The organism is Mycolicibacterium sp. ND9-15 (assembly GCF_035918395.1).
In the GTDB taxonomy this organism is placed as follows: Bacteria; Actinomycetota; Actinomycetes; order Mycobacteriales; family Mycobacteriaceae; genus Mycobacterium.
This window is the reverse complement of sequence record NZ_CP142362.1, coordinates 1,950,269-1,977,103: the sequence shown is the minus strand read 5'-3', so window position 1 is coordinate 1,977,103 and position 26,835 is coordinate 1,950,269. Positions and strand designations below refer to the sequence as shown.

Below are 26,835 nucleotides of genomic sequence, written 5' to 3'. Positions count from 1 at the left end.
TCGGGAGGAAACGCCGCTACGAAGGTAGTCCTAACTAATCGCCGCCGCCCGGGCCGGGGTCGACGGGCACGGTGTCGGTACCCGTTTGGTCGACGCTCGAATCCGATCCCGCGGGTTCGCCGTTGCCGGGGCCCGGATCAATGGGCGGGGGGTCGGGCGACGGTGGGGCCTCGGGCGGCGTCGTCGGAGGTGTGCTCGACGTGGTGGGCGGCATGGCGGACGGTGTAGTGGACGGCGTGGCGGCCGCTGTGGTGGTGACCGGTGTCGGCGGCGGCGCGGTGGCCGGTGCGGGCGCTGCCTGTGCCGCCGGCGCCTGCCGGGGCGACTGGCGCTGCGGCGCGGACGACCGCTGTGCGGGGTGCACGACGATCGTGGTGGGTTGAGTGGCCTGCGGTGCCGAGGGCGCTGGAATGCGAGCCGGCGCCGCAGGCGCGGGGGAGGGCGACACCTCGGGAGTGAGGGTGGTCGCCGCGTCGACTGGGGTATCGGTGTGACCGCGCAACTGCATGACGCCGAACACCGCCGCGGTGATCACCGCGGCGGCCGCGGCGAGGCCGAACAGGACGAGCGGAGACCGCCTCGACGCCGCCTCCTGCTGCCATTCTTCGTGCTCGAAGTGGATCTCGGGCCGATGGCCGCCGGAGTGCACGGGTGCGTCATCCCGGTCGTCGTCCTGTGACCAGGCCAGCGCGACGGACGTACGCGACGGTGGTCCGGCGTCGAACAGCGCCGTGGCAATCTCGACGACGCGCCGGCGCTGGCCGATCAGCGCCGCGCCCGTGGCCGCGGCCAGCTGCGGTTGCGCGGTGGTCACCACGGGCGCACGCAGGTGCTCTGACAACTTCTGGGTGATCAGCGGGATGCGTGCGCCGCCGCCGACGGTCGCCACGGCCGTGACGGCGGCCGGCGGAACCCCGTAGCGTTCGAGCATTTCGTCCAGGGCGGCAAGGAGATCCGCGACCGGGTGCGCAGCGAGGCGCTCGAGTTCGCTGCGGGTGACGCGAATATCACCGCGGTGTCCAGGCAGGTCGACGGCGACGGCCGTCGCGGTCTCGGCCGACAGCCGCTCCTTGGCGGCGCGGCATTCGTCGCGCAACCGCGCCAGCGAGCCGACGACCGCTGTTCCGGACGGGTCGGCGTCGCAGGGGACCGACGACATCACGTGGGTGAGCAGTGCCTGATCCACAAGGTCGCCGGAGAAGTCGGGCAGCCGAAGCGTCTCTCCGACCACCGCGTGGTTGGCCGATGCGTTGGCGAGCGTGATGCTGGTCCCGCTGCCGCCGAAGTCGCAGAGCACCACGACGCCGCGGGACGGCAGGCCGGGGTCCGCGTCGAGCGTCGTCAACGCCGCGGTCGCGTCGGAGACCATCGGCACCTCGTCAGGCATGGTGCGGCGCAGGGTGTCGACGACCGACGGGCGCCAGTGCGCGGGTACGGCCACCGCCATGTCCGTCGAGCCGTAGCCTGCCGCCCGTGCGAGCGCGAGCAGCGCCTCGGCGAGCAGATGCTCGGGACGATGGGGGGTGCCGTCGGGTGCGATGACTGGCACCGGATCGCCTACCCGGTCGACGAAGCCGGCGAGCCGTCGCCCATGCAGTGTCACCTCGGACGGCCGGATCACCGCCGCATGCCCGTCGCGCGTCAACGCGAGGGTGGTCGCGCCGACCGACAGGCCTACCGGCCCGCTCGGAGTTGCCTGGTGATTGACCATGCGATGACGCTATGGCGACGCGTCGGGCGACGAATCCGGTGCGGGTCCCGTTGTCGAACCGGCCGGTTTAGGGGATCACCGTTAGGGGATGGCGCCGCGTTGGGTGATCAGGACTGCGGCGCCAGCATGGCGCGCAGCATCGACAGCATCTCCGAGCGGGACTCCGCGCCCAGGCGACGCCGGATCCGGGCGACGTGGTGTTCGACGGTCTTCGGCGAGATGGACAGCTGCTCTCCGATCCCCTTGTAAGGCATGCCGCGCAGGAGCAGTTCGGCGACTTCCGTCTCCTTCTTGGAGAGCCGCATGTACGACGGCCCCCTCGAGTCAATGTCAACCGATGCTTGCCGGGCCTTGCCACCGGGAGCCTCGTCGACCGCGACGGTCTGTTTCAGGTCGCGGGCCAACTGCAGCATCGCGCCCGACACCCGGCCGTCGGGGGTTTGCAACGCGGCCTGACCGGCCAGGCGGGTGGCGTCCCACGTGAGACCGACCTGCGCGAGCAGCCGTGCCGCGGTGGTGACCTCGTCGATGTCGACGTGGTTCGCCAGCACCCGCAGCCATGTTCGGCCCGCTGTGGCCAGCGTCTTGGCGAAGGCGCTGCGCCCGGCCGCGGCCGTCAGCGCCTGGCCGTGAGGGGCAACCGCGTCCGGCGCATTGGCGAGGATCCCGGCGTGCACGCCGGCCCAGTGCAGCGGCGCCGACCACAACACCGGATCACCGAGCGAGCCGAGCATCGTGAACGCCTCGTCGAGAGTGTGCTGTAGCCGGTCGATCTGACGCATCCGGGAGGCGGCCACCCACAACTCGCCGAGCGGCAGCAGCGAGAACAGGTCGATCGAATACTCGGCGAGCACCTCCACCGCCTCATACCAGTGCTTCTGCATTGCGCCGGTGTCGCCGCTGCGGCGGGCGATCGCGGTCTGCAGCGCGGTCGCCCACAGCGCGTCGCGGCGATGAAGGGGGGAGGCGTCGACGTCGGCGCACGCGACCGTGACGTCGGAGGTCGCCGCGGGCAGCTGACCGTCCAGCATGCGCACCCAGCCCAGCAGGAGCCGGTGTCTTCGGGCGACGAAAAGCCGTGCCTCGGCGCCGTCCTCGTGCCCCGCGCGCACCGCGCGGCCGATCACGCTGCGGGCCCGTACCGGGTCGCCCCCGTGCAGGGCGGCCAGCGTCACCAGCGCGGCCGGGGTGTCCGGGGCGACGACAGCCGCCGGTTGGTCCGCGTTGAGGGCCCGCCCAAGTCGGGCAACGGCGGCGGGGTAGGGCGCCTCGAGCGTCATCAGCAGCCCGTCGGCGAGGCTGCGTGCGGCGCGCGCCGTGGAGGTCGGAGGGCCGGTGGCCTCGGCGGACACCGCTGCGAGAGCGCCAGGTAGGTCGCCGGTCGCAAGCAATACCACCGCGCCGGCCGAGCTGACCAACGCGTCCGGATACGGGCCCAGCCAGCGGAACAGGTCGGCCGCCTGCGCGGCACCGCCGTCGTGCACGGCGATGCTGGCGGCGATCCGCACCGCGGCGGCCTTCTCGGCCGGATCCCCGGAGCCGAGCAGTTGATCGGTGAGCCTGTCCGCGGTAACGCAGTCCCCGGACAGCGCGAGCGCGTCCGCCAGCGGTGGGCTCAACGTGGTCGCACCTGCATCGGCGGCGGCGCGGTAAAGCCTTGCTGCCCTTGTGGGTTGGTGGTGACTGCGTGATGCAAATTCGGCGAGTGCGGTGGCCAACCGGTCGTCGCGCAGCCCATGCGCGGCCAGCTGAAGCGCGAGATCGGCTGACAGCGTGGATGATTCGAGTTGTGACACCAGAAGCGAAACCTCGGTGTCGTGATGCCTTGCCGCGCCGAGGATTTGTGCGATGCATTGATGCAGTGCCCGCAGGAAAGCGCGACTGTAGGACGGCTCGATGAGCCCGGTGGCGCGCGCCCGGTCCACCACCGCGGAGGCGTCCTCGGCGCTCATCCGCAACGCCGCCGCGACGTCGTCTGCTCCGAGGTCCCTGCTCAGCGACGTCACCAGTAACGCGTCGAGAGTGGCATCGTCGACCCGGCGCAGCCGGTCGGTCAATGCGAACTTCGCCGCCTGCAGAATTGCGGTGGCCGGTGCCTTCCCGTCGCCGCCGGCAGCGGCCGCGACCGCCGGCCGCAGCAGGAACGGGAGGCCCTCGGTCGCAACGATCAACGACCGAATGAACGCCGATGACGGCGTGGCACCGAGGTTTTCGGTGACGAAATTCGCCACTTCGGTCGGCGGCAGCGGTCCGAGCGTGACGATCGGGTTCTCCCGTTCGATCGCGGTGGCCAGCGCGCGCATTGGTAAGCGTTGCACGAGCGGCTCGGTGCCCACGATGACGGTGGAGGCGAGGTCGGCGACCCGATCTGCGAGGTGGTCGAGCTCGTGGTCGTCCAGCAGATGGGCGTCGTCGATGACTATCGGGGCACCCTGCTCGTCACCGACTCGCGGGGGCCGGGTCAGAACCGTTACACCGGCGGATCGCAGCACGGTCCGGATCGCGGTCAACACCGTGCTCTTACCGGTGCCGATACCTCCGGACACGAGCAACTTGACCGGTTCGTTCGGTGCGCCCGCCAATCTCGCGACCGCGTCACGCGCGGGCGGCGGAATATCGGTCCGCGGGTCCGACGCGGCCATGGTCTACGGCTCGTCTGGATTCGGCACGTCCGGCTCGGGTTCGACCGTCGTGGTGACCGGCGGCTCGGTCGTCGTCGGAGGCTGGGTGGTGGTGGGCTGCGTCGTCGTGGGACGCGTCGTCGTAGTAGTGGGCGGGGTTGTGGTGGTGGTTGTGGTGGTTGTCGTCGTCGTGGTGGTGGTGGTCGGGGACGTCGTCGTGGTGGTGGTGGTTGGCGGCGGTGGTGGCGGGGGCACGACGCTGGTAGTCGGCCGGCCGTCCTCGCCGGTGATCGTAATGGTCTGCGGGGCAGCCGAAGTCGTCTGTTGCGGCGACGGGCCGGTCTCGACGGTCGTCGCGGTCTCGGTCACGGGTGAGCTGTCGCCGGTGGTGCCCGTCAACGTGACCGCGAGGCCGCCGGCGGCCAGTAGCGCGGCCGCGGCCGCCGCGCCGAACAGCACCACCGGCCGCCGGTACCAGGGCAGCGGTTCGGGTTCGGGCTCGAATCCCTCTTCTTCGTGGGCGAATTCCATCGCGGGCCGCGCGCCGGTGCCACCCGGCTCGAACGTGTAGTCCTCACCGGCGTAGGGCACCGGTTCACCGGCCGGCGAGTCGTCCTGCGACCAGGCCAGCGCCCGAAACGTCGCCGAGCCTGCGCCGTCGGCGGCCGATTCGGAGGCCGCCACACCCGCGGCGCCGGCCGCCCACGCGGCGGCGGCCATGCTCGTCGGGGCCATCCCAGTCGGGGCATCCGCCGCGGCGGCCATCCCCGTCGCCGCCTGGGCGGCGTCGGCGATCAGCGCTGCGCCGGCGGCGACGTTGAGTTGGGACTGCGGCGTGGTGATCACCGGGGTGCGCAGCCGGGTCGACAGCTGCTGGGTGACCAGCGGGATGTTCGCGCCGCCGCCGACCGTCGCGACCGCCGACACGTTGGTCAGCGGAATGTTGTTGCGCTGCAACGCCTCTTCGACGGCGTTGAGAACTCCGGCGAGCGGTTCGTTGATCAGCTGCTCCAACTCGGTGCGGGTCACCCGCACGTCGGAGTCGAATCCCGGCAGGTCGGCGTGAACGACGGCGGTGGTGTCGGCCGACAGCTGCTCCTTGGCCAGCCGGGCCTCGTTGCGCAGCCGGGCCAGCGAGCTGACCGCGGCGGTGCTCGCCGGGTCGGCGTCGTTGGCCGCCGCGATGCCCGCGGCGACGTGGTTCAGCAGGATCTGATCGATCTGGTCGCCGGAGAAGTCGGCGTAGCGGACCGTGTCCCCGATCGCGCTGAAGCCGGCTGCCGCCTCGGCGAGGCTGATGCTGGTTCCGCTGCCACCGAAATCGCACAGCACCACGACGCCGCTTGACGGTAGCCCAGGTGCGGCCTGCAGTGCGGCCAGCGCGGCCGCCGAATCGGGTACCAGCGTGGGCGCCACCCCGTTCGGGGCGAGGCCCGGCGCGGCCCGCAACGCACCCCGCAATGCCCCCACCGTGGCTGGGCCCCAGTGCGCGGGCACCGCGACCACGACGGGGTCACCGCCGTCGACGGTGCGCGCCATCGCATCGAGAGCCTCCACCAGCACCCGCTCCCCACGGTGCGGCGAACCGTCGGCCGCGACCAGGGGCACCGGATCGCCGACGCGTTCGACGAAACCGCTCAACACCATGCCGGGCTGATTCAAGTTCGGATTCTCGGCGGGAACACCGACCTCCGGGGCGCGATCCTCGAACACGGTGAGTATCGATCGGCGCATGACCGGGGGGCGGCCGATTCGGGCCGCCACCAAGTTGGTCGATCCGATCGACAACCCGAGTGAGTCGCTCATCTCCACCTTTGCTTTTGGGTGCATTCGGACCCGGCCATCACGATAGCGGCTCATCCCCTTCGGGCACGGGAGCTGCCCCTAGTGCGGCGAAATCCCCTAACGGCCCGTCCCCTATCGGCGGCTCCGCGGAGGTGGGTTTCGCACCGATCACCAGGGCAGCCGCCGTCGATAGCATCGAGACAAGCCACTTTGGGCTGGGTCATATCTCCAGCCCGTATATATCCGTCCGCGGGAGGGAGGGTGTTTCATGGCCAACGAGCTGCTCGACTTCGTGATGTCGGTGGTGCGCGATCCTGACGTGGCCGCGCGCTTCGCCGCCGATCCGGACCAAGCCATTCTCGACGCGAACCTGACCAATGTGACCGGTGCCGATGTCCACGCCCTGATCCCGATGGTCTCCGAGTCGATGTCGGCACTGCCCACGACGGTACCCACCGGACTTGATGGCGGCATCGCGGAAGCGGCCGGCAACGTATGGAGCAGTGGTGCGGCCACCGCCGCATTCGACGCGTTCGGAGAGCACGTGCCCGCCGACGTGGTGGACGACGTATCCGCCGCTTTGATCTCCGATCCGACGGTCCCGGGGCTCGCCGAGCCGGACGTTCCGGATGTCGCGGGCGCCGATGACGCGTCGCTGCAGTTCGACCAGCCGGTGTTCGATTCGGACATGGAGCCGGCCGCCGTCGACGGCGTGCCGGCGATCGAGGACTTCGGCGATGCGGTGGCCGACGTCCACCAGGTCGATGTCGACTCCGGCGGGTTCGACATCTTCGACTGACCAACCAGGCGACAACATGCGCGGTCCCTCTGTGGGGCCGCGCATGTTGTCTTCTCGACCTGCGCGGCGGCCGAGAAGCAGCACCCCCAACCCATCCCCTAATCCCCTAATGCTTCCCCCATCCCGTTCCCGGGACGATGGTTCGCAGGGAGGGGTTGCGACCCCGTTTCTGTGCCGTCGCGCCGTCCATACCGTGGTCATCAGTTCGCCGGACAAACCGGCGACCAGACCCCGAAACGAACACCCCGAAAGGATCCGACATGAACCTCATCGACTGGTTTCTGAACCTTTTCCGCGACCCGGTCTCTGCTGCGGCGTTCGTCGCCGACCCCGACCGCGAACTGCACCAGGCCGGCTTCGGCAACGTCTCGGCCGCCCAAGTGCAGGCCGTGGCCGCCACCGTGGCGCCGGCGGCGGTGGTGCACGGGGGTGGTAACCCGGTGCTGGGTTTGCAGCAGGCGGTGGCCCAGACCCATGGGATCGCGTTCACCCCGCAGCGGCAGACCGAGGTGTTGTCGAACAACGACATGCTCAGCCATAACGACACGCGGTTGTTGAGCCCGGAGACCAACACGGTCAATCACGCCGGGCAGGACCAGCAGCAGGGTATCGGCAACGTCGGCCTGGAGTTCGGTGACATCACCTTCGGTGACAAGACCACCAACACCGCCACCGACGGCGGGGTGGTCAACACCGGCACCGCCGGCGATATCGATGCCACCAACGTCGATGGGGACGGCAACGTGGTCGGCGATGACAACGAGAACGTCAACACCGGCGATATCGAGGACTCCAACGTCAACATCGGCGAGGACAACGAGATCGACGACAGCGGCGATCAGAGTGCGGGCGGGGACATCATCTCCGATAACGAGGGCCCGGTCATCAACGACGTCGACATGAGTGGGGGCAACGGTGGTGGGGCTTCCGGTGGTGACGGTGGCGGCGGGCTGATCGGGGTCGGCAACGACGGTGGCGACGCCACCGGCGGGTCCGGCGGGGCCGGCGGCGGCATCGTTATCAACGACAACGACACCACCAGCACCAATGTCGATGGCAACCAGACCAATGTCGGCGACATCGACGGCAGCGTGTCCGGGGGCATCTCGGGTGGCTCGAGCATCGAGGACAACTCGGTGGACAACTCGGTGGACAATTCGGTCGACAACTCCGGTCAGGACAACTCGACCGACAACTCCGGTCAGGTCAACACCGACGTCGACGTGAGCACCACCGTCGACACCGGCCTGTTCTGAAGACAGCCGCACAACGCCACTGGCGGGGATCAAACGACGATCCCCGCCAGTCGGCACGTCTACCGTTGACTCACCGGCCCACCGGGACACGAGGATTCCATGACGCAAGGCAACAACCCCCGCACGGCGATCTCCAGCGACCGGCGCAAGGAGCCGGCCAGACAGGCTACGGCCGGCGAGCCGGCCAGACAGGCTACGGCCGGCGAGCCGGCCAGACAGGCTACGGCCGGCGAGCCGGCCAGACAGGCTACGGCCGGCGAGCCGGCCAGACAGGCTACGGCCGGCGAGCCGGCCAGACAGGCTACGGCCGGCGAGCCGGCCAGACAGACGAAGGTCGTCGTCGAACTGATCGAGCACACCAGCAAGATCGCCGGTGCCAACGATCGCGGCGACCTCGTCGAGCGGCTGGCCAAGGCCAAGGCCCGTATCACCGATCCGCAGATTCGGGTGGTGATCGCCGGCCAACTCAAGCAGGGCAAGAGCCAGTTGTTGAACTCGCTACTCAATGTCCCTGTTTCGCGGGTCGGCGACGACGAGAGCACGGTGCTTCCGACCGTGGTGACCTATGGCGAAGCCGCCAGCGCGAAGCTGATCGTCGCGCGCGGCGACGGCGAGGAGCCCGAAGCCATCGAGATCCCGATGGCCGACATCAAGAACGATCTACGGCGGGCGCCGCAGGCCGGCGGGCGTGAGGTGATCCGGGTGGAGGTCACCGCGGCCAGCCCGCTGCTCAGGAACGGCCTGGCGTTCGTGGACACCCCGGGCGTCGGGGGCCACGGCCAGCCCCACCTGTCGGCGACGCTGGGGCTGCTGCCCGACGCCGACGCGCTTCTGATGTGCAGCGACACCAGCCAGGAGTTCACCGCACCCGAGATGACGTTCATGCGGCAGGCATTCGAGATCTGCCCTGTCGCAACCATTATCGCGACCAAGACCGATCTCTATCCGCACTGGCGCCAGATCGTCGGGGCCAACAAGGCCCACCTGCAGCGCACGAATGTGACCGTCCCGATGATCCCCGCGTCGTCGCTGCTCCGCAGCCACGCGATCCAGCTCAACGACAAGGAGCTCAACGAGGAGTCGAATTTCCCCGCGATCGTCAAGTTCCTCAGCGAGCAGGTGCTGGGGCGCCAGAACGACCGGATCCGCGATCACGTCGTCAACGAGATCTATTCGGCGGCTGAGCATTTGACGCTCAAGGTCAAGACCGAGTTGGCTGCGCTCAACGACCCCGGCCTGCGTGACCGGCTCAAGGAGGAGCTCGAGCGGCGTAAGCAGGAGGCCCAGGATGCGCTGCAGCAGACCGCGCTGTGGCAACAGGTGCTCAACGACGGGATCGCCGATCTGACCGCCGATGTCGACCACGACCTGCGGGGCCGCTTCCGGGTGATCGCCCAGCACATCGAGAAGGTCATCGACACCTGTGACCCGACGCAGCATTGGGCCGAAATCGGCGCAGAGCTGGAGAACGCCGTGGCCACCGCGGTCGGCGACAACTTCGTCTGGGCCTACCAGCGTGCCGAGGTGCTGGCCGCCGAGGTTGCCCGCACGTTCGTCGAGGCTGGTCTCGATGCGGTCAGCATCCCGCAACTCGACCCCGGCCGGATGGGCGCCAGCCTCGGGGAGATGAAGTCGCTTCAGAAGCTGGAGGCCAAACAGCTGGGCAAGGGCCGCAAGCTGACCATGGGCATGCAGGGTTCCTACGGTGGGGTGCTGATGTTCGGCATGATGACCTCGTTCGCAGGCCTGGGCATGTTCAACCCGATTTCCCTCGGCGCGGGTCTACTGATGGGGCGCACCGCCTACAAGGAGAACGTCGATAACCGGATGCTGCGGGTTCGCAACGAGGCCAAGACCAACACCCGCCGCTTCATCGACGACACACAGTTCGCGGTCGGCAAGGAATCTCGCGACAGGCTCAAGGCGATCCAGCGGCAGCTGCGCGACCACTACCGCGGTATCGCCAACCAGACGACCAGGTCCCTCAACGAGTCGCTGCAGGCGACACTGGCCGCCGCACAGGTCCAGGAGGCCGAACGCAACGGCCGGATCAAGGAACTGGAGCGCCAGCTCAACATCCTCAACCAGGTCACCGACCACGCGGTCAAGCTGATGCCCGCCGAACCCGTGGGCACCACATAGCCGCCCCGGTGCATAAGCTGGACCCTTGGCATTGCCGAGTGGGGAGAACAGCCAGGAGCATCGGTGGACAGCGCGACATGAGCACGAGCGATCAGGTGCGCGCAATCCTGGGTGGGACCATCCGGGCGTACCAGGCCGACCCCGCTTATCGTCACCGCCCCGACGTGCACAACGAGCTGGAGCGCATCGGCGGCCGGCTCAACCAACCGATCCGTATCGCGCTCGCGGGCACTCTCAAAGCGGGTAAGTCGACCCTGGTGAATGCGCTTGTGGGCGAGGACATTGCGCCGACGGACGCCACGGAGGCCACCCGGATCGTGACGTGGTTCCGGCATGGCCCCACCCCGAAGGTGACCGCGAACCACCGCGGCGGCAGGCGGTCCAATGTGCCGATCGGGCGCGACCCCGACGAGGGCGGGCTCACCTTCGACTTCGCGAGCCTGGACCCCGAGGACATCGTCGACCTCGACGTCGAGTGGCCCGCCGCAGAGCTGATCGACACCACGATCATCGACACCCCGGGCACATCGTCGCTGTCCCCTGACGTCTCGGAGCGCACCCTGCGCTTGCTCGTGCCCGACGACGGGGTGCCGCGGGTTGATGCGGTGGTTTTCCTGTTGCGCACGCTGAATGCCGCCGACGTCGCGCTGCTCAAGCAGATCGGGGAGTTGGTGGGCGGGTCGACGGGGGCGTTGGGCGTCATCGGGGTGGCTTCCCGCGCCGATGAGATCGGTGCGGGGCGGATCGACGCGATGCTGTCGGCCAGGGACGTCGCGACCCGATTCACGGCCGAGATGGAGCGGACCGGCACGTGTCAGGCGGTGGTACCGGTGTCGGGGCTGCTGGCGTTGACGGCACGGACACTGCGGCAGAGCGAGTTCGTCGCGCTCGAGAAACTCGCCGGAGTGGACGCCGCCGAGCTGACCAAGGCGATGTTGTCGGTGGACCGATTCGTTCGCGAGGACGGAGACAGCGCCGCGCTCCCCGTCGACGCGGCGACCAGGGCGGCACTGCTGGACCGGTTCGGCATGTTCGGAATCCGCATCTCGATCGCGGTGTTGCGCGCCGGTGTCAGCGACTCGGTGGCGCTGGCCGACGAGTTGTTGGAGCGCAGCGGGCTGGTGGCGTTGCGAGACGTCATCGACCAGCAGTTCGCGCAGCGCTCGGACCTGCTCAAGGCGCACACCGCGCTGCTGTCACTGCGCCGGTTCGTGCAGCACAACCCGATCTACGCCACGCCCTACATCCTGGCCGACATCGACCCGCTGCTGGCCGACACGCACGCCTTCGAAGAGCTCCGGCTGCTGAGCCAATTGCGTTCGCGGCCAACGACTTTGAACGATGACGAGATGGCGTCGCTGCGCCGGATCATCGGCGGTTCGGGTACCGACGCGGCCAGCAGGCTGGGCCTGCAACCGGACAATCCCCACGATGGGCCACGCGCGGCATTCGCCGCGGCTCAGCGCTGGCGCCGACGGGCCGAGCATCCGTTGAACGACCCGTTCACCACCCGCGCGTGCCGGGCGGCGGTGCGTAGCGCCGAAGCGCTGGTCGCCGAGTACGCGGCGCGCGGCCAATCGGACAGGGGCCGCTGAGCGGCCAATCCGACAAGGGCCAACGAAACTAGGGCGTCGGCGGCGCGGTGACGGTTTCGGTCACCGTCTCGGTGCTGGTCTCCGTGCTTGTGCTGACGCTCGTGGTCGGCGGCGTGGTCGTGGTGGTCGTGGTGGTCGTGGTGGTCGGTGGCGTGGTCATCGGCGGCGGTGCGGTGACGGTCTCTGTCACGGTCTGCGGTGACGGCGATGTGGTGGGCGACGTGACGTACCGCGAAGTCGTCGTCAACGGCGTCAACGTAGTGCGTTCGGTAGTGGAGCCGTCGCCGCTGATCAGGCTGGCAAGCCCCCACACGATCAGGGCGACGATCAATGCGCCGAGCGCGCCGAAGGCGACCAGGGCCGCGGGCTTGCGGTACCACGGAACCGGCTCTTCGGGCGGCACGCCCTGGCCCCCGTTGCCGTAATTGATGTAGGCAGTGGGGTCGTTGTCGGAGTAGTTCGGGTCGTCGGGAGGTCCGTATCGCGCCACGGCCACCGATAGTAGGCGCTCAGGGAAGCGGATAGAGCGTGCGCGTCACATTTGTCCGCGGTCGGCGCGTCGTACGAGTTGCTGTTTCTTCGTCCTCCTCGTCAGAGGCACTCTGCGTCGTTGTGGGGCTGGTCGTCGACGTCGTTTCACTCCTTAGGTCGGCGGCGGGGGATCGCCACCGCCGTCACGGTCGTCGCGGCTGCCGCGGGCACGGCCACCGATCGTAGGGCCGCTCGGACGCGGGCGCTTGTTCAGCCGAGTTGCCGGACCACCTCGTGAGCGAAGAACTCCAGGTGCGCGAGGTCGGACATATCGAGAACCTGCAGGTATACGCGCTGCACACCGGCCTCGAGGAACGGGCCCAGGCGGTCGGCGATCTCGGTGGGTGTGCCGACGGTCGGGGAGTTGCTGCGCAGTTCGTCGACCTCGCGCCCAATCGCCGCCGCCCGGCGGGCGATCTCCGCGTCGTCGCGTCCCGCGCACAGTACGAAGGCCGCGGAATACGTCATCGAATCGGCGGACCGCCCGGTCTCCGAGACGGCCTTGCCGACGCGCTCGAACTGCGTTTTGACCGTGTCCAGCGGCACGAACGGCACGTTGAACTCGGCAGCGAACTTCGCCGCCAGCGCCGGCGTCCGCTTGGCCCCCTGCCCGCCGATGATGATCGGCGGGTGCGGCGACTGCGCGGGCTTGGGCAGCCCGGGCGAGCCGACGACGGTGTAGTGCCGACCGGAGTGGTCGAAGGTCTGGCCCTGTGCCGTCGTCCACAGACCCGTGATGATCTCGAGCTGTTCGGTGAGTCGGTCGAAGCGTTCGCCGAGCGATGGGAACGGAATCGCGTACGCCTGATGCTCGGCTTCGAACCAGCCGGCACCGATGCCGAATTCCACGCGGCCCCCGCTCATCTCGTCGACCTGGGCAACGGATACCGCCAGCGGCCCCGGATACCGGAAAGTCGCGGAGGTGACCATCGTGCCGAGGCGGAGCGTGGACGTCTCGCGCGCGATGCCGGCCAGCGTGACCCAGGAGTCGGTCGGGCCGGGCAGGCCGTCCCCGCTCATCGCGAGGTAGTGGTCGGATCGGAAGAACGCCGAGAATTCCAGATCCTCTGCTGCGCGTGCGACGGCGAGTTGGTCGGCGTAGGAGGCGCCCTGCTGCGGTTCGACGAAAACGCGGAAATCAACCGGTGAACTCACGACCGCCAGCTTAGGCGGGGGCAAGTTGGCGAGCGTGCTCCCGATGCGGGCCGGCCACGGCGAGCGGTTAGAGCCCCCGACGGTTGTTCCGTGCCGCCTCGACGACCTGTGCATCCCCGTCGAATTCGACCTCGACGGCGTCGCGACCCGAGACGAACAGCAGCAACTCCTGTGGTTCCCCGGTGACGGTCACGGCCGGGCCCTTCCCGACCGTGGCGAGCACCTTGCCCTGCGGGGTGCGCAGGGTGAGCCGGCCGGGAACCTTGCCCAGCGTCAGGCGAGCCATCACGGGCAGCGGACGGGTCAGCGCGGACACCGTCTCGTCATCGAGTGGCCGTGGCTGCCAATCGGGTTGGGCGCGCCGGACATCCTCGTGGTGGATGAACATCTCGCCCATGTTCGCCACCGGGTCGAGCAGCTTGAACGGCGAGAACAGTGGCGGGCCAGAGCCGACCTTGTCGAGCAGCTCGGACCACTCGGTGTTGTTCGCCGTCCGCTGCTGGACCTTGTCGGTGTAACCGGCCAATGCGGGGATCGCGATACCGGGAGCGGCGTCGAGCCTGCGTTCGCGCACGACGAGATGGGCGGCGAGATCGCGGGTGGTCCAGTCGCCGCAGAGGGTCGGTGCATCGGGTCCGACGGCGCGCATGGTTTCGACGAGTGCGGCGCGTTCACGCTGGGCGGCAGTCATGCACAACTGTAGAACGTGTTGATCCGGCGTCGTCCTACGGGCGGCGCCTCCTGTTCAATGGGAGTGAAACCCCCATAACGGGCCCAAGGTGTGCACATCGACACTGGGTATCGAACGGCGACCGTTTGCGGTGTCGGCCCACCCCGAAACGACCGAGGAGCATCATGGATGCGCTGTCCGCCGAACGCGGAAGTAGCGCGATGCAGGACGCGGCCGAAGAACCGTGGCATGTGCTGACGCCCGAGTTGGTGCTGAACCGGCTCGACTGCGGCATCGACGGGTTGAGCACCGAGGAGGTGCACCGCCGCCGGGAGCTGTACGGCCCGAACGAACTGGCCGCCGCCAAACGGCAGAACCCGGTGCTGAGGTTCATCAGGCAGTTCCACAACGTGCTGCTCTACGTCATGTCCGGGGCCGCGGTGATCACCGCGATCCTGCAGCACTGGGTCGATACCGCGGTACTTTTCGCGGCCGTGGTCATCAACGCCGTCATCGCCTTCTTGCAGGAAGGTAAGGCGGAAGCGGCCATGGAGGCGATCCGCCGGATGCTGTCCCCGCACGCCACGGTGATTCGCGAGGGCCGCACGGTCGACATCGACGCCGCGGATGTGGTGCCCGGCGACGTCATCCGGTTGGCGTCAGGGGATCGCGTCCCGGCCGACGTCCGGCTGTTGTCGACCGACGGTCTGTTGATCGACGAGTCGGCGCTCACCGGTGAGTCGGTTCCGGTCGAGAAGTCGACTCTGGCGGTGCCCGCCGACGCTCCGGTGGGCGACCGGGTGGGTATGGCGTATTCCGGCACCCTGGTCGTACACGGTCAGGGCACCGGCATCGTGGTCGGCACTGGCAGCGACACCGAGTTGGGGCGTATCAACCGGATGCTCGCGGGGATTGCGGTTTCGAGCACTCCGCTGCTGCGTCAGATCGACAAGTTCGGCCGCTTGCTGGCGGCGGTGATCCTGCTGCTGGCGGCGGGGACGTTTGTACTCGGTGTGCTGGCGCGCGGCCATGCGCCGTCGGAGATGTTCATGATGGTCGTCGCGCTGGCCGCCTCCGCCATTCCCGAAGGGCTGCCGGCCATCATGACCGTGACGTTGGCGATCGGCGTGCAGCGGATGTCGCGACGGCATGCAATCGTTCGTCGCCTGCCCGCCGTCGAGGCGCTCGGTTCGGTGACGGTGATCTGTTCGGATAAGACCGGCACTCTGACGAGCAACGAGATGACCGTGCAGCGGGTCGTGTGCGGCGGCCACGAGTTCGACGTCGGCGGGGTGGGCTACGCGCCCGTCGGCGATATCACGGTCGACGGCAGGATCATCGATCCGGTGCGCTATCCGGTGTTGGAGGCCACGGTTCGTGCGGGCGTGCTGTGCAATGACTCCAGCCTGCGGCAGGAGGACGACGCCTGGACGATCACCGGAGACCCGACCGAAGCCGCCCTGCTGGTACTCGGAGAGAAACTCGGCATGCCCTACGCTCATACCGAATCCCGTTGTCCCCGAACGGATTCCGTACCGTTCGAGTCCGAGATTCGGATGATGGGCACTCTTCATTCGGAGGGTGACGACGAGCCGCTGGTACTGGTGAAGGGGGCGCCGGAACGGGTGATAGCGCTGTGCGACCGGCAACGCGACCCGCACGGTGACCATCCCCTCGAGCAGACGTATTGGCAGCGCATGGCGGCCGAAATCGCCGCGCAGGGGCTGCGGGTGCTGGCGTTGGCGCAGCGGCGGGGGCACCAGCGGGTACCCGGCCAGCTGACGCTGGACGACCTCGACGGCGGGTACACCCTGTTGGGTCTGGTGGGCATCATCGACCCGCTGCGGCCCGAGGCGCTCACCGCGGTCCGCGAGTGCCACCGCGCCGGGATCAAGGTGAAGATGATCACCGGCGACCATGCCGCCACCGCACGTGAGATCGGAGCGCAACTGGGCATCGGCGTCGGCAAGCCGGCGGTCACCGGTGTCGAGCTTGCTGAGATGGACGACGCCAGATTACGCACTGTCGCCAAGGATTGCGACGTGTTCGCGCGAGCCAGCCCGGAGCACAAACTGCGCCTCGTGCGTGCGCTGCAGTCCGACGGCGAGGTCGTCGCGATGACCGGCGACGGCGTCAACGATGCGCCCGCGCTCAAACGCGCCGACATCGGCGTTGCGATGGGTGATCGGGGCACCGAAGCCGCCAAAGAGTCCTCGGACATCGTGCTGGCCGACGACAACTTCGCCACGATCGCCGCGGCGGTAGCCGAGGGCCGGACGGTCTACGACAACATCCGCAAGTTCATCTTGTTCATGCTTCCCACCAACGGTGGCGAGGCGTTGGTGGTGATCGCCGCGATCCTGTTCGAGCTGACCCTGCCGCTGACCCCGGCCCAGGTGCTCTGGATCAACCTGGTCACCTCCGCGACGCTGGGGCTGGCGCTGGCATTCGAACCCCCCGAGCACGATGTGATGGATCGGCGGCCGCGGCCGCCGAACGAGAACCTGTTGTCGCGCCACTTCCTATGGCGGGTGGGGCTGGTCTCGGTGCTGATGGCAGGCGGCGCACTGAGCATGTTCCTGTGGGAGTTGCGGCAGGGCACCAGCGTCGAGACCGCGCGCACGATGGCGGTCAACGCGATCGTCGTGGCGGAGATGTTCTATCTACTCAACAATCGGTTCCTGCTGGAGCCGGTGCTCAACCGCGTGGGGCTCTTCGGCAACCGGATCGCATTCGCGACGGTCGTGGCGTGCGTTGCGCTGACGGCACTGTTCACGTACACGCCGGCGATGAACGCGGTGTTCGGCTCCGCACCACTGACCTGGGTGGACTGGCTGAAAGCGGCAGGGGTCGGCGCGGCGGTCTTCTCAGCGGTGGAACTGGAGAAGCTGGTGGTTCGCCGATACCGTGGCCGCCGAACTCAGGCCCTGGCGGCCGTCACACACTCCACTTGACCATCTCCCGGTCGGGATGGGCCTCGTGCCACGCCTCGATCGCGGAGTTCCACTCGTCACCGTCCAGCATGGTGAGCGCGGCCGGAAAGATGCCGTCTTCCTCTTTCCTGGTGTGCTCCCAGAGGTCTTCGACCGCGTCACGGACCGCGGCCTGATGATGTGGGCGGGCCACGTCCACATCGGCGAGAAACTCGTTCAGTTCGCGGTGCTCGCGAATCAGCGGATCGATGTGCTCGGCGACCATCTCGTCGCGCGCCATCACCTTGAACAGTCCGTTCTCTTCGCCTTGCCAGTGCGATCTCAGTTCCTCACCCATTTCGGCGAGGAGGTGGCGCGCGGATTCGATGTCGCCGCGGTCAATCGCACGGACGGCTTCACCGCCGAGATTGAGTACATGGGCGTGCTCGGCGATGTAGTCACGGATCAACGGCATGTCGCGGCATCCGCAGTACTGACACATCACTCTCGACGCTACCCGCTCCAGGGCTCCGGCAATCGGTTGAAGGGCCGAACGGCCCCAGGTTCGTCGGACCCGCGGTCTTAGGTTCGGCGCAGAAGGCAAACCGCAGAGGTAAGGGAGAGACATGACCCGCCACCTTGCCGTCTGCGCGCCCCGACGGGTCACCGCCTGAGCGAGGTAGGGAGTGACGAGGGTCCGCTCAGTCGGTGAGTTCGTCTTCTTCCTCGTCTTCGATGATGTGCATCGCGGCTTCCTCTGCAGAAGCGGCACCGCCGCTGATACCGACATCGTCGGCGATCAGTTCCGCTTCGTCGTCTTCGCCGAAGCCCATGTCGGGTGCGAGCAGCCGGCCTGCCCGCGTGCGACCGACCTCATCATGCCGGGGAAACTCCGCCTCGCGCTCGGCAGCATCGGAGCGCTGCTGCTCGGCGTCGTCCAGCAACACATTCAGCCTCGAGATTGGATCTGGCTCTTCCTCTGCAAGGAGTTGGTCCATGCTCTCGGACGGGCCGAAAGCGCCTCGCCCCCAGGGACGCTCGGGCGGGGAATAGCCCTCGTCGAGGAGGTCGTCGGTGCCGCGGTCGATAAGGGTGTCCTCGGACGAAAGCTGGTTCTCGTCGTCCTCGTCGTACTGGCCCGACGCCGGGCCCGTCCCGTATGAGCTGGTCATGTCACGATTTTGGATGCGGGGTCCGGCCGGCACATAGGGCCGAATGGCCTCGAAGTACGGGGCCAGAGTGTGTTGACAGTCAGCTGTCGGCTTCGGTCAGCTCATCGCCCCATACCGCCCGTGCGCCTGAATCACCGATGCGCACCACCGTGACGATCGACGAGATGCCGACCACGAGGGCTATCAACATCGTCGCAACGCGGACCACCGTGCGGCGCCGATCAGACCGTCCATCGAACCTGGGGAGGACCGCCAGTGCGACGGCAACGAGAGCCATCGCGACCGAGAAGTAGATCATCCATTCACCACGCTCGGCGTGCGTCTGCAGGATCTCTCCGGGGTTCTCTTCGCGGTCGTACAGCCACTGGCCCGCCTCGACGGTCAGCGGTGTCAGCACCAGGGTGACGACGGCGAGGGTCAGGACGAGCCAGACAAGCCGTCGGCGCGCCGCCGGCCAGACAGCGCACAGCATTTCGAGCACGGCCGTGAGCGGCACCAAGGCCACCATGAAATGGATGAACAGAACATGCGCAGGCAAGCCTGCGATTACGGTCACTGCGCTCCTCGGTTCGATTCGACGCTGGACGATAGCGCACTTTCCTGGCCGCCGGGCGATACCGACTCGCCCCTGACCGGCGGTCCGATATGTATCCCAACCGACCCGGAGGGACAAACCGTTCATTCGCCTGATCCGCAACGGTTCTCGCTATCATCTTCTGCTGCAGCCGTCGCAAGTCCGTCCTCGGCGAGCGTGAAGTAGTTCTCCTCTTCCTGCAGAAAGTGCAGCCGCAATACGGCGTGCAGGCCGTACAGGCACGCAAGGAGGTCATCGCGCTGTTCGGGTTGTATGCCGTTGCCGGCCCGGGCGAGTTCGACATGGGCGCCGATTCGGTCGGACAGCCGGCGAATCTCAGCGTGCGTCCTGCTCATGGTCGCCGTGGCTTCACCACTCCCGAGCGGACTGGCCAGCGCGGGGTAGAGCCCGAATTCCTCGGCCTCCTCATGCGGCAGGATCCGGTCTTCGAGAAACGTATTCGCACGCATCACCGCCTCCATGGCGGTCGGGTCTGCCCCTGCGACCAATTGGTCTGCTGCGTCGCGCAGGAGGTCGACGGTGTCGCGCAGTTCGTCGTGTTCGGCCGCGAACCGCCGCAACATGTCCTCAGTCTCGGCCGGCAGCTCGACCTCGACGTCGGGGTTGCCGCGCAGTGCCCGCAGTGCGTTGAGGATGACGGCCACGTCGATGCCCTCCTGCAGCAGCGCGCCAGCGGCCGGAGGCAGCCAGCCCAAGGCGGCGATCACCATGGCCGCCAACGACAGTGCCATGCCGACCACCGCACTCTGCACGGCGATCCGACGCGACCACCTGGCGATGTCCATTGCGTCGGCGAGCCGATCGAGACGGTCCGTGGTCAATACGATGTCGGCGGCCTCCGAAGACGCGGTCGCGCCACGGGCGCCCATCGCGACACCGACCGTCGCGGCCGCCAGCGCCGGTGCATCATTGATGCCGTCGCCCACCATCACGGTGACGGCCCGTCGTTTCTCATCTTGCACGGCGGCGACCTTGTCGGCCGGGGTCTGGTGGGCGTAGACCTCGTCCAGTCCGAGCACGGTGGCGACTTCGCGTGCGGGTTCGGCGCGGTCGCCGGTCAGCATCACCAGGCGGTTCAGCCCAGCCGACCGCAGTCGGCGCACCGTGCGAGGGGCATGGCGGCGCAACGGATCCCGCAGCAACACCGCTCCGGCGGGCTCGCCGTCGATGCAGACCCACGCGATCGCCGCCGAATCGAGGCTCGCCCGGTTCACCGCTGCTCGGGCCCAATCGGCGTCACCGAGCTCACTTGACAGCTTCCCCACCTGGATGTGACGACCGTCGACGGTGCCGGTGACGCCGCGGCCGGCCTGTTCCGCCACTTCCGTTGGCAGCGAGGGCTTCAGGCCGCGGGTCATCGCTTCGGTGACGATCGCTTCGGCCAGCACGTGCGGCGACATCTGGTCCACCGATGCCGCCAACCGGAGCACCTCCTCGGCGTCTTGGCCAGGTGCGGTCAGCACGCCCACCACGACGGGGCGGCCCATCGTCAGTGTGCCGGTTTTGTCCAAGACCAAGGTGGTCGCACTTCCCAGCGACTCGAGCGCGCCGCCACTGCGGATCACCACGCCGTGGCGGGACGCGCGCGACAAGCCCGAGACGATCGCCACCGGCGCCGCGAGTAGCAGTGGACAGGGGGTGGCCACCACCAAGACGGCGACCGCCCGCACCGCCGACCCGGTCGCCAACCAGGCGCCGCCGGCGACGAGGAGCGTCAACGGCAGGAACCATGCCGCGTACCGGTCGGCCAACCGCACGATCGGCGCGCTCTCCGCGCGCGCTTCTTGGGCCAGGCGCACGATGCCCGCATAGGTGCTGTCCTCCGCCGTCGCTGTCGCACGAAGCTCGAACGAACTGCCGGCGTTGACCACGCCGCTGCGAACCGGCTCGCCGAAGCGACGTTCCACCTGGATGGATTCACCGGTGAGGACGGATTCGTCCAGTACCGCCAATGCGTCGGCGACGCGTCCGTCGACGGGCACGGTCTCGCCCGGGCCGACCACCAAGAGGTCGCCGACCGCGACCTCGGTGATCGGGATGACGCCGACCTCCGCGCCGACCCGCCGCCGTGCGAACCGCGGAGCACCCTCGAGCAGCGCGCGCAGATCACGGGAGGCGCGACGCGCCGCGGCGGCTTCGAGGGCTCGCCCGCCCGCCAGCATCACCGCGATCAGCGCGCCGGCGAGATACTCGCCGACGAGCAGAGTGCCCGTCAACGACAGCACCGCGATCACATCGACACCGGCGCGTCCCTGTCGCAGCGCCGAGACCACCCACAGCACCGCGGGAACCACGGCGGCGGCGGCGCCCGCGATCCAGCAGACGTCGGCCGCCCCGCGCTGTCCGATCAGCCACAGCACGCCGCCGACCGCCAACGCGGCAACGGTCACTATCACCAGGAGCGGTTCGCGCAGCGATCGCCAACGTGCGTCGCCCGCAGACTCTTGTCCCACGGTAACCATGGTGCTCGTATGGACCGTCGTGGTATAGCGGCTTCGGCCACCTTTGCGGTGAAAGTCCCGACGGACCCGGGCCAAAAGGCCCTATGGCCCTGGCGCCCGGCCGTCGAACCTCGAAGGTGCCGTGGCTTGGAGGAACTCAGTGAGCGGGCCGTTCAGACATGCGAGTTGACGGGCGCGAGGTCGCCGTGTCGGGCAGCTTGGTCCAGCCGCGGATCAGACGAAGCAACGACATGCTCCGGCTCGTGGTGGCGACGTTGATCCTGGCGACGGTTGTCACGGGTTCCGCGGTGATTCCAGACGGTTCGATGGCCGGCCTCGAGCGCTCCATATCGGACATTGTGGGGGTGCAGACGCCCGACTGGTCTGTGCGTCTATACCTGGTGTACGGCGGCGCTGTACTGGCCTTGCCGCTAGCGATCCTGGTCAACCTCCTTGTCGCGTGTCGCTGGAAGATCCTTGCGGCCTGTGCGAGTGCGGGGCTCATCGCCGTACTCGCGCTGTCGTTCGGGGGAACGGGCTACTCCGGGCCGCGCCGGCGCCTCGACGGGTTCGGCACTGTGGTGCCGCAATTCCTCGATGATCCGCGGTGGATCGCGATGGTCACCGCGGTCTTGACGGTCTCGGGGCCCTGGCTGTCCGGACGCTGGGGGCGGTTCGGGTGGGCCTTGCTTCTGGCGTTCGGGCCGGTGCATCTTGCCGTCAGCGCTGTGGTGCCGGCGGAGTCTTTGCTGGGCCTCGCTGTCGGGTGGTTGGTCGGAGCACTGGCCGTCCTGGTGGTCGGAACGCCCGCGCTCGTGGTTCCTCTGGAGGAGGCCGTCCAGGCGATGGCGAAACGCGGATTCCTCGTGACTGGACTGACCGTGCTGCGGCACGCCGGCCCCGGTCCATTGGTTCTCGCGACGAAATCTGATGGACCAATTCCGCTGGCCATTGTCGAGATGTACGGACCCAATCAAAGTAGCGGGGGAGCGCTGCGGCACGTGTGGCGATCGCTGCGGTTTCGTGCCGACGAAACCTCACCGCTGCAAGCCTCCCTGCACCGTGTCGTCGAACATCGCGCACTGATGACCATCGCCGTCGCGGCTGCCGGTGTTGCGAATATCCACACGATGGCATTTGCCCCGCTCCAGCGAGGGTGGATGATGTACGCGCACACGTCCGCCGCCGGCACCCCCATCACCGAAGCCTCGGGGACGTCTGCGGTGACTGCGGTGTGGGAAGCGCTCGATGTGTTGCACCGCCGAGAGATATCCCACGGCGACTTACGTGCCAGTGAGATCACGCTCGAAGGCGGTTCCGCCCGCTTCGGTGGTCTCCATCACGCCGAGCTCGGCTCGACCGACGCGCAATTCCAGTCGGATATAGCCCAACTCCTGCTCACCACAAGCAAACTGGGGGATGCGCAGTCAACGGTCGGGGCGGCGCTCGCCGCATTCGGCAAGGACGCGGTGCTGGCGGCCTCGGGACGACTGACCCAGTTCGCGTTGCCGAGGCGAATCCGCCAGGCTGTCGTCGACTTCGACGCCACGACGTCCGCGGTCCGCAACGAGGTGATGCGCCAGACGGGCGTGCCGCGGATTCCACCGCTGACGATCACCCGATTCTCCCGGAGCCAGGTCATCCAGCTGGTGCTGCTGATCGCGTTCGTCTACGTCGCGTACCCGTTCATCAGCGCACTGCCGACGTTCTTCAGCGAGTTGAAGACGGTGAACTGGTGGTGGGCCTCGTTCGGGCTCGCGGCGTCGCTCTTGACGTATGTCGGTGCCGCGGCGGCGCTGTGGGCATGCGCTTCAAAAGCGGTGCGCTTCTGGCGTCTGGCAGTCCTGCAGGCCGCCGATACGTTCGCGGCGATCACGACCCCGGCCGGCGTGGGCGGGCTGGCGCTGAGTGCGCGTTTTCTGCAGAAGAACGGCGGCCTCAGCGCGGTGCACGCCACCGCGGCGGTGGCCCTGCAACAAGCGGCACAGGTGGTCACCCACATCGGGCTGCTGACCTTCTTCAGCGTCGTGGCCGGCACGTCGGCGGACTTGGCGCACTTCGTTCCCAGGGCCGCCGTGCTCTTTCTGATCGCAGGCTTGCTACTCGGCGTCATCGGCGTGCTCATGGCCGTTCCGAGGCTGCGGCGCTGGCTCGGCACGGCGGTGCGCCCACGGCTGACCGCCGTCATCGGTGATCTGCTCGCACTGGCTCGAGAACCCAGACGGCTTGCGATCATCGTGCTCGGCTGTGCGGCAACGACACTCGGTGGCGCTTTGGCGCTCTGGGCCAGTATCGAGGCGGTCGGCGGCGGCGCCACCTTCGTAACCGTCACCGTCGTCACGATGATCGGCGGCACCCTCGCATCAGCCGCACCGACACCGGGCGGCGTCGGCGCGGTCGAGGCCGCGCTGATCGGCGGGCTCGCGGCCTTCGGAATGCCTGCGGCGGTGGCCGTTCCGTCCGTGCTGCTGTACCGGATACTCACCTGTTGGCTGCCTGTGTTGGTGGGTTGGGCGGTGATGCGGTGGCTCACCGCCAACGACCTGATTTAGTGTCCCGGTGAATTTGGGGCCTTTTCGCCCTATGCCCCGGCTATCCCTGTCGCGCACGATGTCGGCGTGAGATCTGCGACCGGTCGTAAGATTTCGGAGGCGGTGCCGTGGCGGTGACCTCGAAGGCGGGTCAGGAGCGGAGTCCTGCGCTCACCGCGGAGCAGGTGGCTGCCGCTGAAGCCGACACAGTGTTGGGCTGGTTGCATACGTCGGCGGACGGCTTGTCGCATGCGGAAGCAAGCGCGCGGTTGGAGCACCACGGCCCGAACGCCATTCGCACCCATCACGTCAATGCACTGGCGGTGCTCGGGCGTCAGTTGCGCAACGCGGTGCTGATCCTCTTGGCAGGCACCGCCGTCGTGTCGTTCTTCCTGGGCGACAGCACGCAGGCGATCATCATCGGCACAATCCTGACGGTCAGCGTCGGACTCGGCTTCGTCAATGAGTACCGTGCTGAAAAAGCCTCTGCCGCAATGCATTCACAAATGCGTCACACGGCCTTGGTGTGCCGCGACGGTCAGTTCGTTCGGCTTGACGTCACCCATATAGTTCCTGGGGACGTGATTCGGCTGTCGCTGGGTGAAGCTGTGCCCGCCGACGTGCGCCTGATCGACACCAGTGGACTGGAATGCAACGAAAGCATCCTGACCGGCGAGTCGACCGGCTCGCAGAAGTCGCCGCGGCCGGTGCCAGCCGGCACGGTGGTGACCGAATGCGCCGATGTGGCATATATGGGCACGATCGTCAGCGCCGGCGAGGGAACCGGGGTGGTGTACGCCACTGGCGGCGATGCCGAATTCGGCCGAATCGCGGGTGGTCTGGGGGAACGTCAACCCGAAACGGAGTTCCAGGTCGGGCTACGCCGGTTCTCGTACCTGCTGCTGCAGGTAGCGGTCGCACTGACGTTTCTGATCTTGATCAGCAACCTTCTGCTGCACAAACCGGTGATCGACTCCGTGCTGTTCTCGCTGGCGATTGCCGTCGGTATCACCCCGCAACTGCTGCCGGCCGTGGTCAGCACCAGCCTGGCGACCGGATCACGCCAGCTGGCCAAGCTCAAGGTACTGGTCAAGCGATTGGTCTGCATCGAAGACCTTGGCGACATCGACATTCTGATCACCGACAAGACGGGAACCTTGACCGAAGGCCGTATCAGCCTGGTCGACACGGTCGACGCGGCGGGCGCGCACAGTGATTCGGTTCTGCGACTCGGGCTCCTGGCGACCGACGTGGATCCGGCATCGGGCGGGGCCAGCGCCAATCCGCTCGATGCGGCGCTGTGGGAAGCGCCACTTGCCGCGCAATACGTGCGCGCCGCGGTGCAGTTGGCGACGTTGCCGTTCGACCATGATCGCAGGGCGGCATCGACTCTGGTCGATGACGGCGGCAAACGCCTGCTGGTGGTCAAGGGCGCGCCCGAACAAGTGTTGGCGCGCTGCCGGACAACGCCTCCGGAAGCCGACCGCACCCTGGCAGCGTTGTTCGCCGCCGGACGCCGGGTGGTGGCCGTGGCGAGCAAGGCCGCACCCGGACTGGCCGAGATCACCATCGACGACGAGTGTGACCTGGTGTTGGCCGGTTTCCTGGTCTTCGCTGACGAACCCAAAGCCGCCGCCCGGGAGTCGCTGGCTCAGCTGGCAGCACTGGGTATCGAGGTCAAGGTCGCGACGGGTGACAATCCTCGAGTGGCCGAAAAGGTCTGTGAAGAGCTGGGTTTGGCCTCCAAGGGCACGATCACGGGCTCCCAGCTGGAACCACTTGACGACGCCGAGTTCGCTCGGGCTGCGCAGGACCACAGCATCTTCGCTCGCATCTCGCCCGAGCAGAAGGCGCGACTCATCGCCTCGGTACGCCGCACCGGACGCTCGGTCGGCTTTCTCGGCGACGGAGTCAACGACGCGCTGGCCCTGCACGCTGCCGATGTCGGCATCTCAGTGGACAGCGCCACGGACGTCGCCAAGGACGCGGCCGACGTGGTTCTGATGGAAAAAGATCTGGGGGTGCTCGCCACCGGTGTCGCCGCGGGCCGTCGGATCTTCGCCAACACCATCAAATATGTCTTGATGGGCACGTCGAGCAACTTCGGCAATATGTTCAGCGCGGCCGCGGCCTCGGCCCTGCTGCCGTTCTTGCCGATGCTGCCCAGTCAGATCCTGCTCAACAACCTGCTCTACGACAGCTCGCAGCTGGCCATCCCCACTGACCGCGTAGACGATGAACAACTGCATGCGCCGTCACATTGGAACGTCTCCTTCATCCGTCGGTTCATGCTTGTCTTCGGCCCGATCAGCTCCTTCTTCGATTTCCTGACCTTCGGACTGATGCTGGGCGTCCTGCAGGCGGGCGTCGTCCAGTTCCGCACGGGCTGGTTCGTGGAATCCCTTGCCACTCAGACGTTGATCATCTTCGCGATCCGGACCCGCAAGGTGCCGTTCTTCCGCAGCCGGCCCGGTGGGCTTGTGACGACAACCAGCCTGGTCGTGGCTGGGCTGGGCGTCGTGCTCACGATCTCGCCGCTGGCTCGCCCGTTGGGGTTCACGCCGCTGCCGTGGCAGTTCTACGCGGTGCTGGCCATATTCGTCGTCACCTATCTGGTGCTGGTCGAACTGGCCAAGAAGTTGTTCTACGCCGAACCGATCAGACTCTTCGGGGCGCCGTACCGGACTCGCGGCACCACGCATCGCATCCACCGCCGCGCCGCCAGGTTCAGTCACCCCGCCGCCGGAGCTCGGTGACTGGCCGCGCAGGGCGGGAACAAACCGACCACAGCCGCCGTTGACCCCTTCGAGAGTTGAGTGCATCTGGCTCAAGTCTGGTTGACAGGATAAGGTTCGTCGGCGCAGGCTTGAGTGCGGTGTACTCAGCCCGAACGAGTGCAGTGCACCCGTGACCCCTAGC

The 26,835-nt window shown here is 67.9% G+C and carries 17 protein-coding genes; 7 read left to right on the top strand and 10 right to left on the bottom strand.

Annotated elements, in window-relative coordinates:
• Positions 1-34 precede the first annotated feature (34 nt).
• The 3 genes from QGN32_RS09735 to QGN32_RS09725 form a co-directional block, all read right to left on the bottom strand.
• Positions 35-1,711: an Hsp70 family protein gene (locus QGN32_RS09735; protein ID WP_326548364.1), complete on the bottom strand. Its 1,677-nt coding sequence runs from the start codon at positions 1,709-1,711 to the stop codon at positions 35-37.
• A 107-nt stretch (positions 1,712-1,818) separates the two neighbouring features.
• Positions 1,819-4,353, bottom strand: a complete 2,535-nt coding sequence (gene iniR, locus QGN32_RS09730; protein WP_326548363.1) for an isoniazid response ATPase/transcriptional regulator IniR — start codon at positions 4,351-4,353, stop codon at positions 1,819-1,821.
• Positions 4,354-4,356: 3 nt separating this feature from the next.
• Positions 4,357-6,138, bottom strand: a complete 1,782-nt coding sequence (locus QGN32_RS09725) for an Hsp70 family protein (RefSeq protein ID WP_326548362.1) — start codon at positions 6,136-6,138, stop codon at positions 4,357-4,359.
• Between the two features lie 247 nt (positions 6,139-6,385).
• On the opposite strand from QGN32_RS09725, the gene QGN32_RS09720 reads away from it, so the two are divergent.
• From QGN32_RS09720 to QGN32_RS09705, 4 genes are all read left to right on the top strand, one after another.
• Entirely contained in the window at positions 6,386-6,916 is a 531-nt protein-coding gene (locus QGN32_RS09720) for an Rv0340 family IniB-related protein (protein WP_326548361.1), read from the top strand.
• A 260-nt stretch (positions 6,917-7,176) separates the two neighbouring features.
• Positions 7,177-8,172, top strand: coding sequence for an IniB N-terminal domain-containing protein (locus QGN32_RS09715; RefSeq protein ID WP_326548360.1), 996 nt, complete (start codon positions 7,177-7,179; stop codon positions 8,170-8,172).
• 99 nt (positions 8,173-8,271) lie between these two features.
• Complete coding sequence (locus QGN32_RS09710) at positions 8,272-10,314, top strand: dynamin family protein (RefSeq protein WP_326548359.1); 2,043 nt, start codon at positions 8,272-8,274, stop codon at positions 10,312-10,314.
• A 77-nt stretch (positions 10,315-10,391) separates the two neighbouring features.
• On the top strand, positions 10,392-11,909 hold the full coding sequence (locus tag QGN32_RS09705) for a dynamin family protein (RefSeq protein ID WP_326548358.1): 1,518 nt from the start codon (positions 10,392-10,394) through the stop codon (positions 11,907-11,909).
• Positions 11,910-11,937: 28 nt separating this feature from the next.
• Here the strand turns inward: QGN32_RS09705 and QGN32_RS09700 are convergent, their stop codons facing one another.
• The 3 genes from QGN32_RS09700 to QGN32_RS09690 all read right to left on the bottom strand — a co-directional run bounded on the left by QGN32_RS09700 (position 11,938) and on the right by QGN32_RS09690 (position 14,286).
• Positions 11,938-12,399 carry a hypothetical protein gene (locus QGN32_RS09700; protein ID WP_326548357.1) on the bottom strand — a complete coding sequence of 154 codons (462 nt, stop codon included), beginning with the start codon at positions 12,397-12,399 and terminating at the stop codon, positions 11,938-11,940.
• Positions 12,400-12,650: 251 nt separating this feature from the next.
• Positions 12,651-13,595 carry an LLM class F420-dependent oxidoreductase gene (locus QGN32_RS09695; protein WP_326548356.1) on the bottom strand — a complete coding sequence of 315 codons (945 nt, stop codon included), beginning with the start codon at positions 13,593-13,595 and terminating at the stop codon, positions 12,651-12,653.
• 67 nt (positions 13,596-13,662) lie between these two features.
• Positions 13,663-14,286, bottom strand: coding sequence for a TIGR03085 family metal-binding protein (locus QGN32_RS09690; protein ID WP_326548355.1), 624 nt, complete (start codon positions 14,284-14,286; stop codon positions 13,663-13,665).
• A gap of 164 nt (positions 14,287-14,450) precedes the next feature.
• On the opposite strand from QGN32_RS09690, the gene QGN32_RS09685 reads away from it, so the two are divergent.
• Complete coding sequence (locus QGN32_RS09685; protein WP_326548354.1) at positions 14,451-17,219, top strand: cation-transporting P-type ATPase; 2,769 nt, start codon at positions 14,451-14,453, stop codon at positions 17,217-17,219.
• Here the strand turns inward: QGN32_RS09685 and QGN32_RS09680 are convergent.
• From QGN32_RS09680 to QGN32_RS09665, 4 genes are all read right to left on the bottom strand, one after another.
• The gene (locus QGN32_RS09680; RefSeq protein WP_326548353.1) at positions 17,203-17,652 is read right to left on the bottom strand and encodes a hemerythrin domain-containing protein; all 450 of its coding nucleotides are present in this window, start codon (positions 17,650-17,652) and stop codon (positions 17,203-17,205) included. The two genes, QGN32_RS09685 and QGN32_RS09680, sit on opposite strands and share 17 nt — an antisense overlap.
• 226 nt (positions 17,653-17,878) lie before the next feature.
• Positions 17,879-18,349 (bottom strand): DUF5709 domain-containing protein, encoded by a 471-nt coding sequence (locus QGN32_RS09675; protein ID WP_326548352.1) that lies wholly within the window; start codon positions 18,347-18,349, stop codon positions 17,879-17,881.
• A gap of 79 nt (positions 18,350-18,428) precedes the next feature.
• Positions 18,429-18,905 (bottom strand): DUF2231 domain-containing protein, encoded by a 477-nt coding sequence (locus QGN32_RS09670; protein WP_326548351.1) that lies wholly within the window; start codon positions 18,903-18,905, stop codon positions 18,429-18,431.
• Positions 18,906-19,027: 122 nt separating this feature from the next.
• Positions 19,028-21,397 (bottom strand): heavy metal translocating P-type ATPase, encoded by a 2,370-nt coding sequence (locus QGN32_RS09665; protein WP_326548350.1) that lies wholly within the window; start codon positions 21,395-21,397, stop codon positions 19,028-19,030.
• Between the two features lie 167 nt (positions 21,398-21,564).
• On the opposite strand from QGN32_RS09665, the gene QGN32_RS09660 reads away from it, so the two are divergent.
• Together QGN32_RS09660 and mgtA are read left to right on the top strand one after the other, a co-directional pair.
• A complete protein-coding gene (locus QGN32_RS09660) occupies positions 21,565-23,937 on the top strand; it encodes a lysylphosphatidylglycerol synthase transmembrane domain-containing protein (protein ID WP_326548349.1) in 2,373 nt (790 codons plus the stop codon).
• Positions 23,938-24,044: 107 nt separating this feature from the next.
• Positions 24,045-26,672: a magnesium-translocating P-type ATPase gene (gene mgtA / locus QGN32_RS09655; RefSeq protein ID WP_442791803.1), complete on the top strand. Its 2,628-nt coding sequence runs from the start codon at positions 24,045-24,047 to the stop codon at positions 26,670-26,672.
• Positions 26,673-26,835: the final 163 nt, after the last annotated feature.

What these genes read in the sequence shown, in the direction of transcription:
- QGN32_RS09715 (WP_326548360.1), top strand. Translation starts at nt 7,177, where the DNA reads ATGAACCTCATCGACTGGTTTCTGAACCTTTTCCGCGACCCGGTCTCT.
- QGN32_RS09685 (WP_326548354.1), top strand. Translation starts at nt 14,451, where the DNA reads ATGGATGCGCTGTCCGCCGAACGCGGAAGTAGCGCGATGCAGGACGCG.
- QGN32_RS09710 (WP_326548359.1), top strand. Translation starts at nt 8,272, where the DNA reads ATGACGCAAGGCAACAACCCCCGCACGGCGATCTCCAGCGACCGGCGC.
- QGN32_RS09690 (WP_326548355.1), bottom strand. Translation starts at nt 14,286, where the DNA reads ATGACTGCCGCCCAGCGTGAACGCGCCGCACTCGTCGAAACCATGCGC.
- QGN32_RS09680 (WP_326548353.1), bottom strand. Translation starts at nt 17,652, where the DNA reads ATGCCGTTGATCCGTGACTACATCGCCGAGCACGCCCATGTACTCAAT.
- QGN32_RS09735 (WP_326548364.1), bottom strand. Translation starts at nt 1,711, where the DNA reads ATGGTCAATCACCAGGCAACTCCGAGCGGGCCGGTAGGCCTGTCGGTC.
- QGN32_RS09660 (WP_326548349.1), top strand. Translation starts at nt 21,565, where the DNA reads ATGCGAGTTGACGGGCGCGAGGTCGCCGTGTCGGGCAGCTTGGTCCAG.
- QGN32_RS09720 (WP_326548361.1), top strand. Translation starts at nt 6,386, where the DNA reads ATGGCCAACGAGCTGCTCGACTTCGTGATGTCGGTGGTGCGCGATCCT.
- iniR (WP_326548363.1), bottom strand. Translation starts at nt 4,353, where the DNA reads ATGGCCGCGTCGGACCCGCGGACCGATATTCCGCCGCCCGCGCGTGAC.
- QGN32_RS09675 (WP_326548352.1), bottom strand. Translation starts at nt 18,349, where the DNA reads ATGACCAGCTCATACGGGACGGGCCCGGCGTCGGGCCAGTACGACGAG.
- QGN32_RS09725 (WP_326548362.1), bottom strand. Translation starts at nt 6,138, where the DNA reads ATGAGCGACTCACTCGGGTTGTCGATCGGATCGACCAACTTGGTGGCG.
- QGN32_RS09705 (WP_326548358.1), top strand. Translation starts at nt 10,392, where the DNA reads ATGAGCACGAGCGATCAGGTGCGCGCAATCCTGGGTGGGACCATCCGG.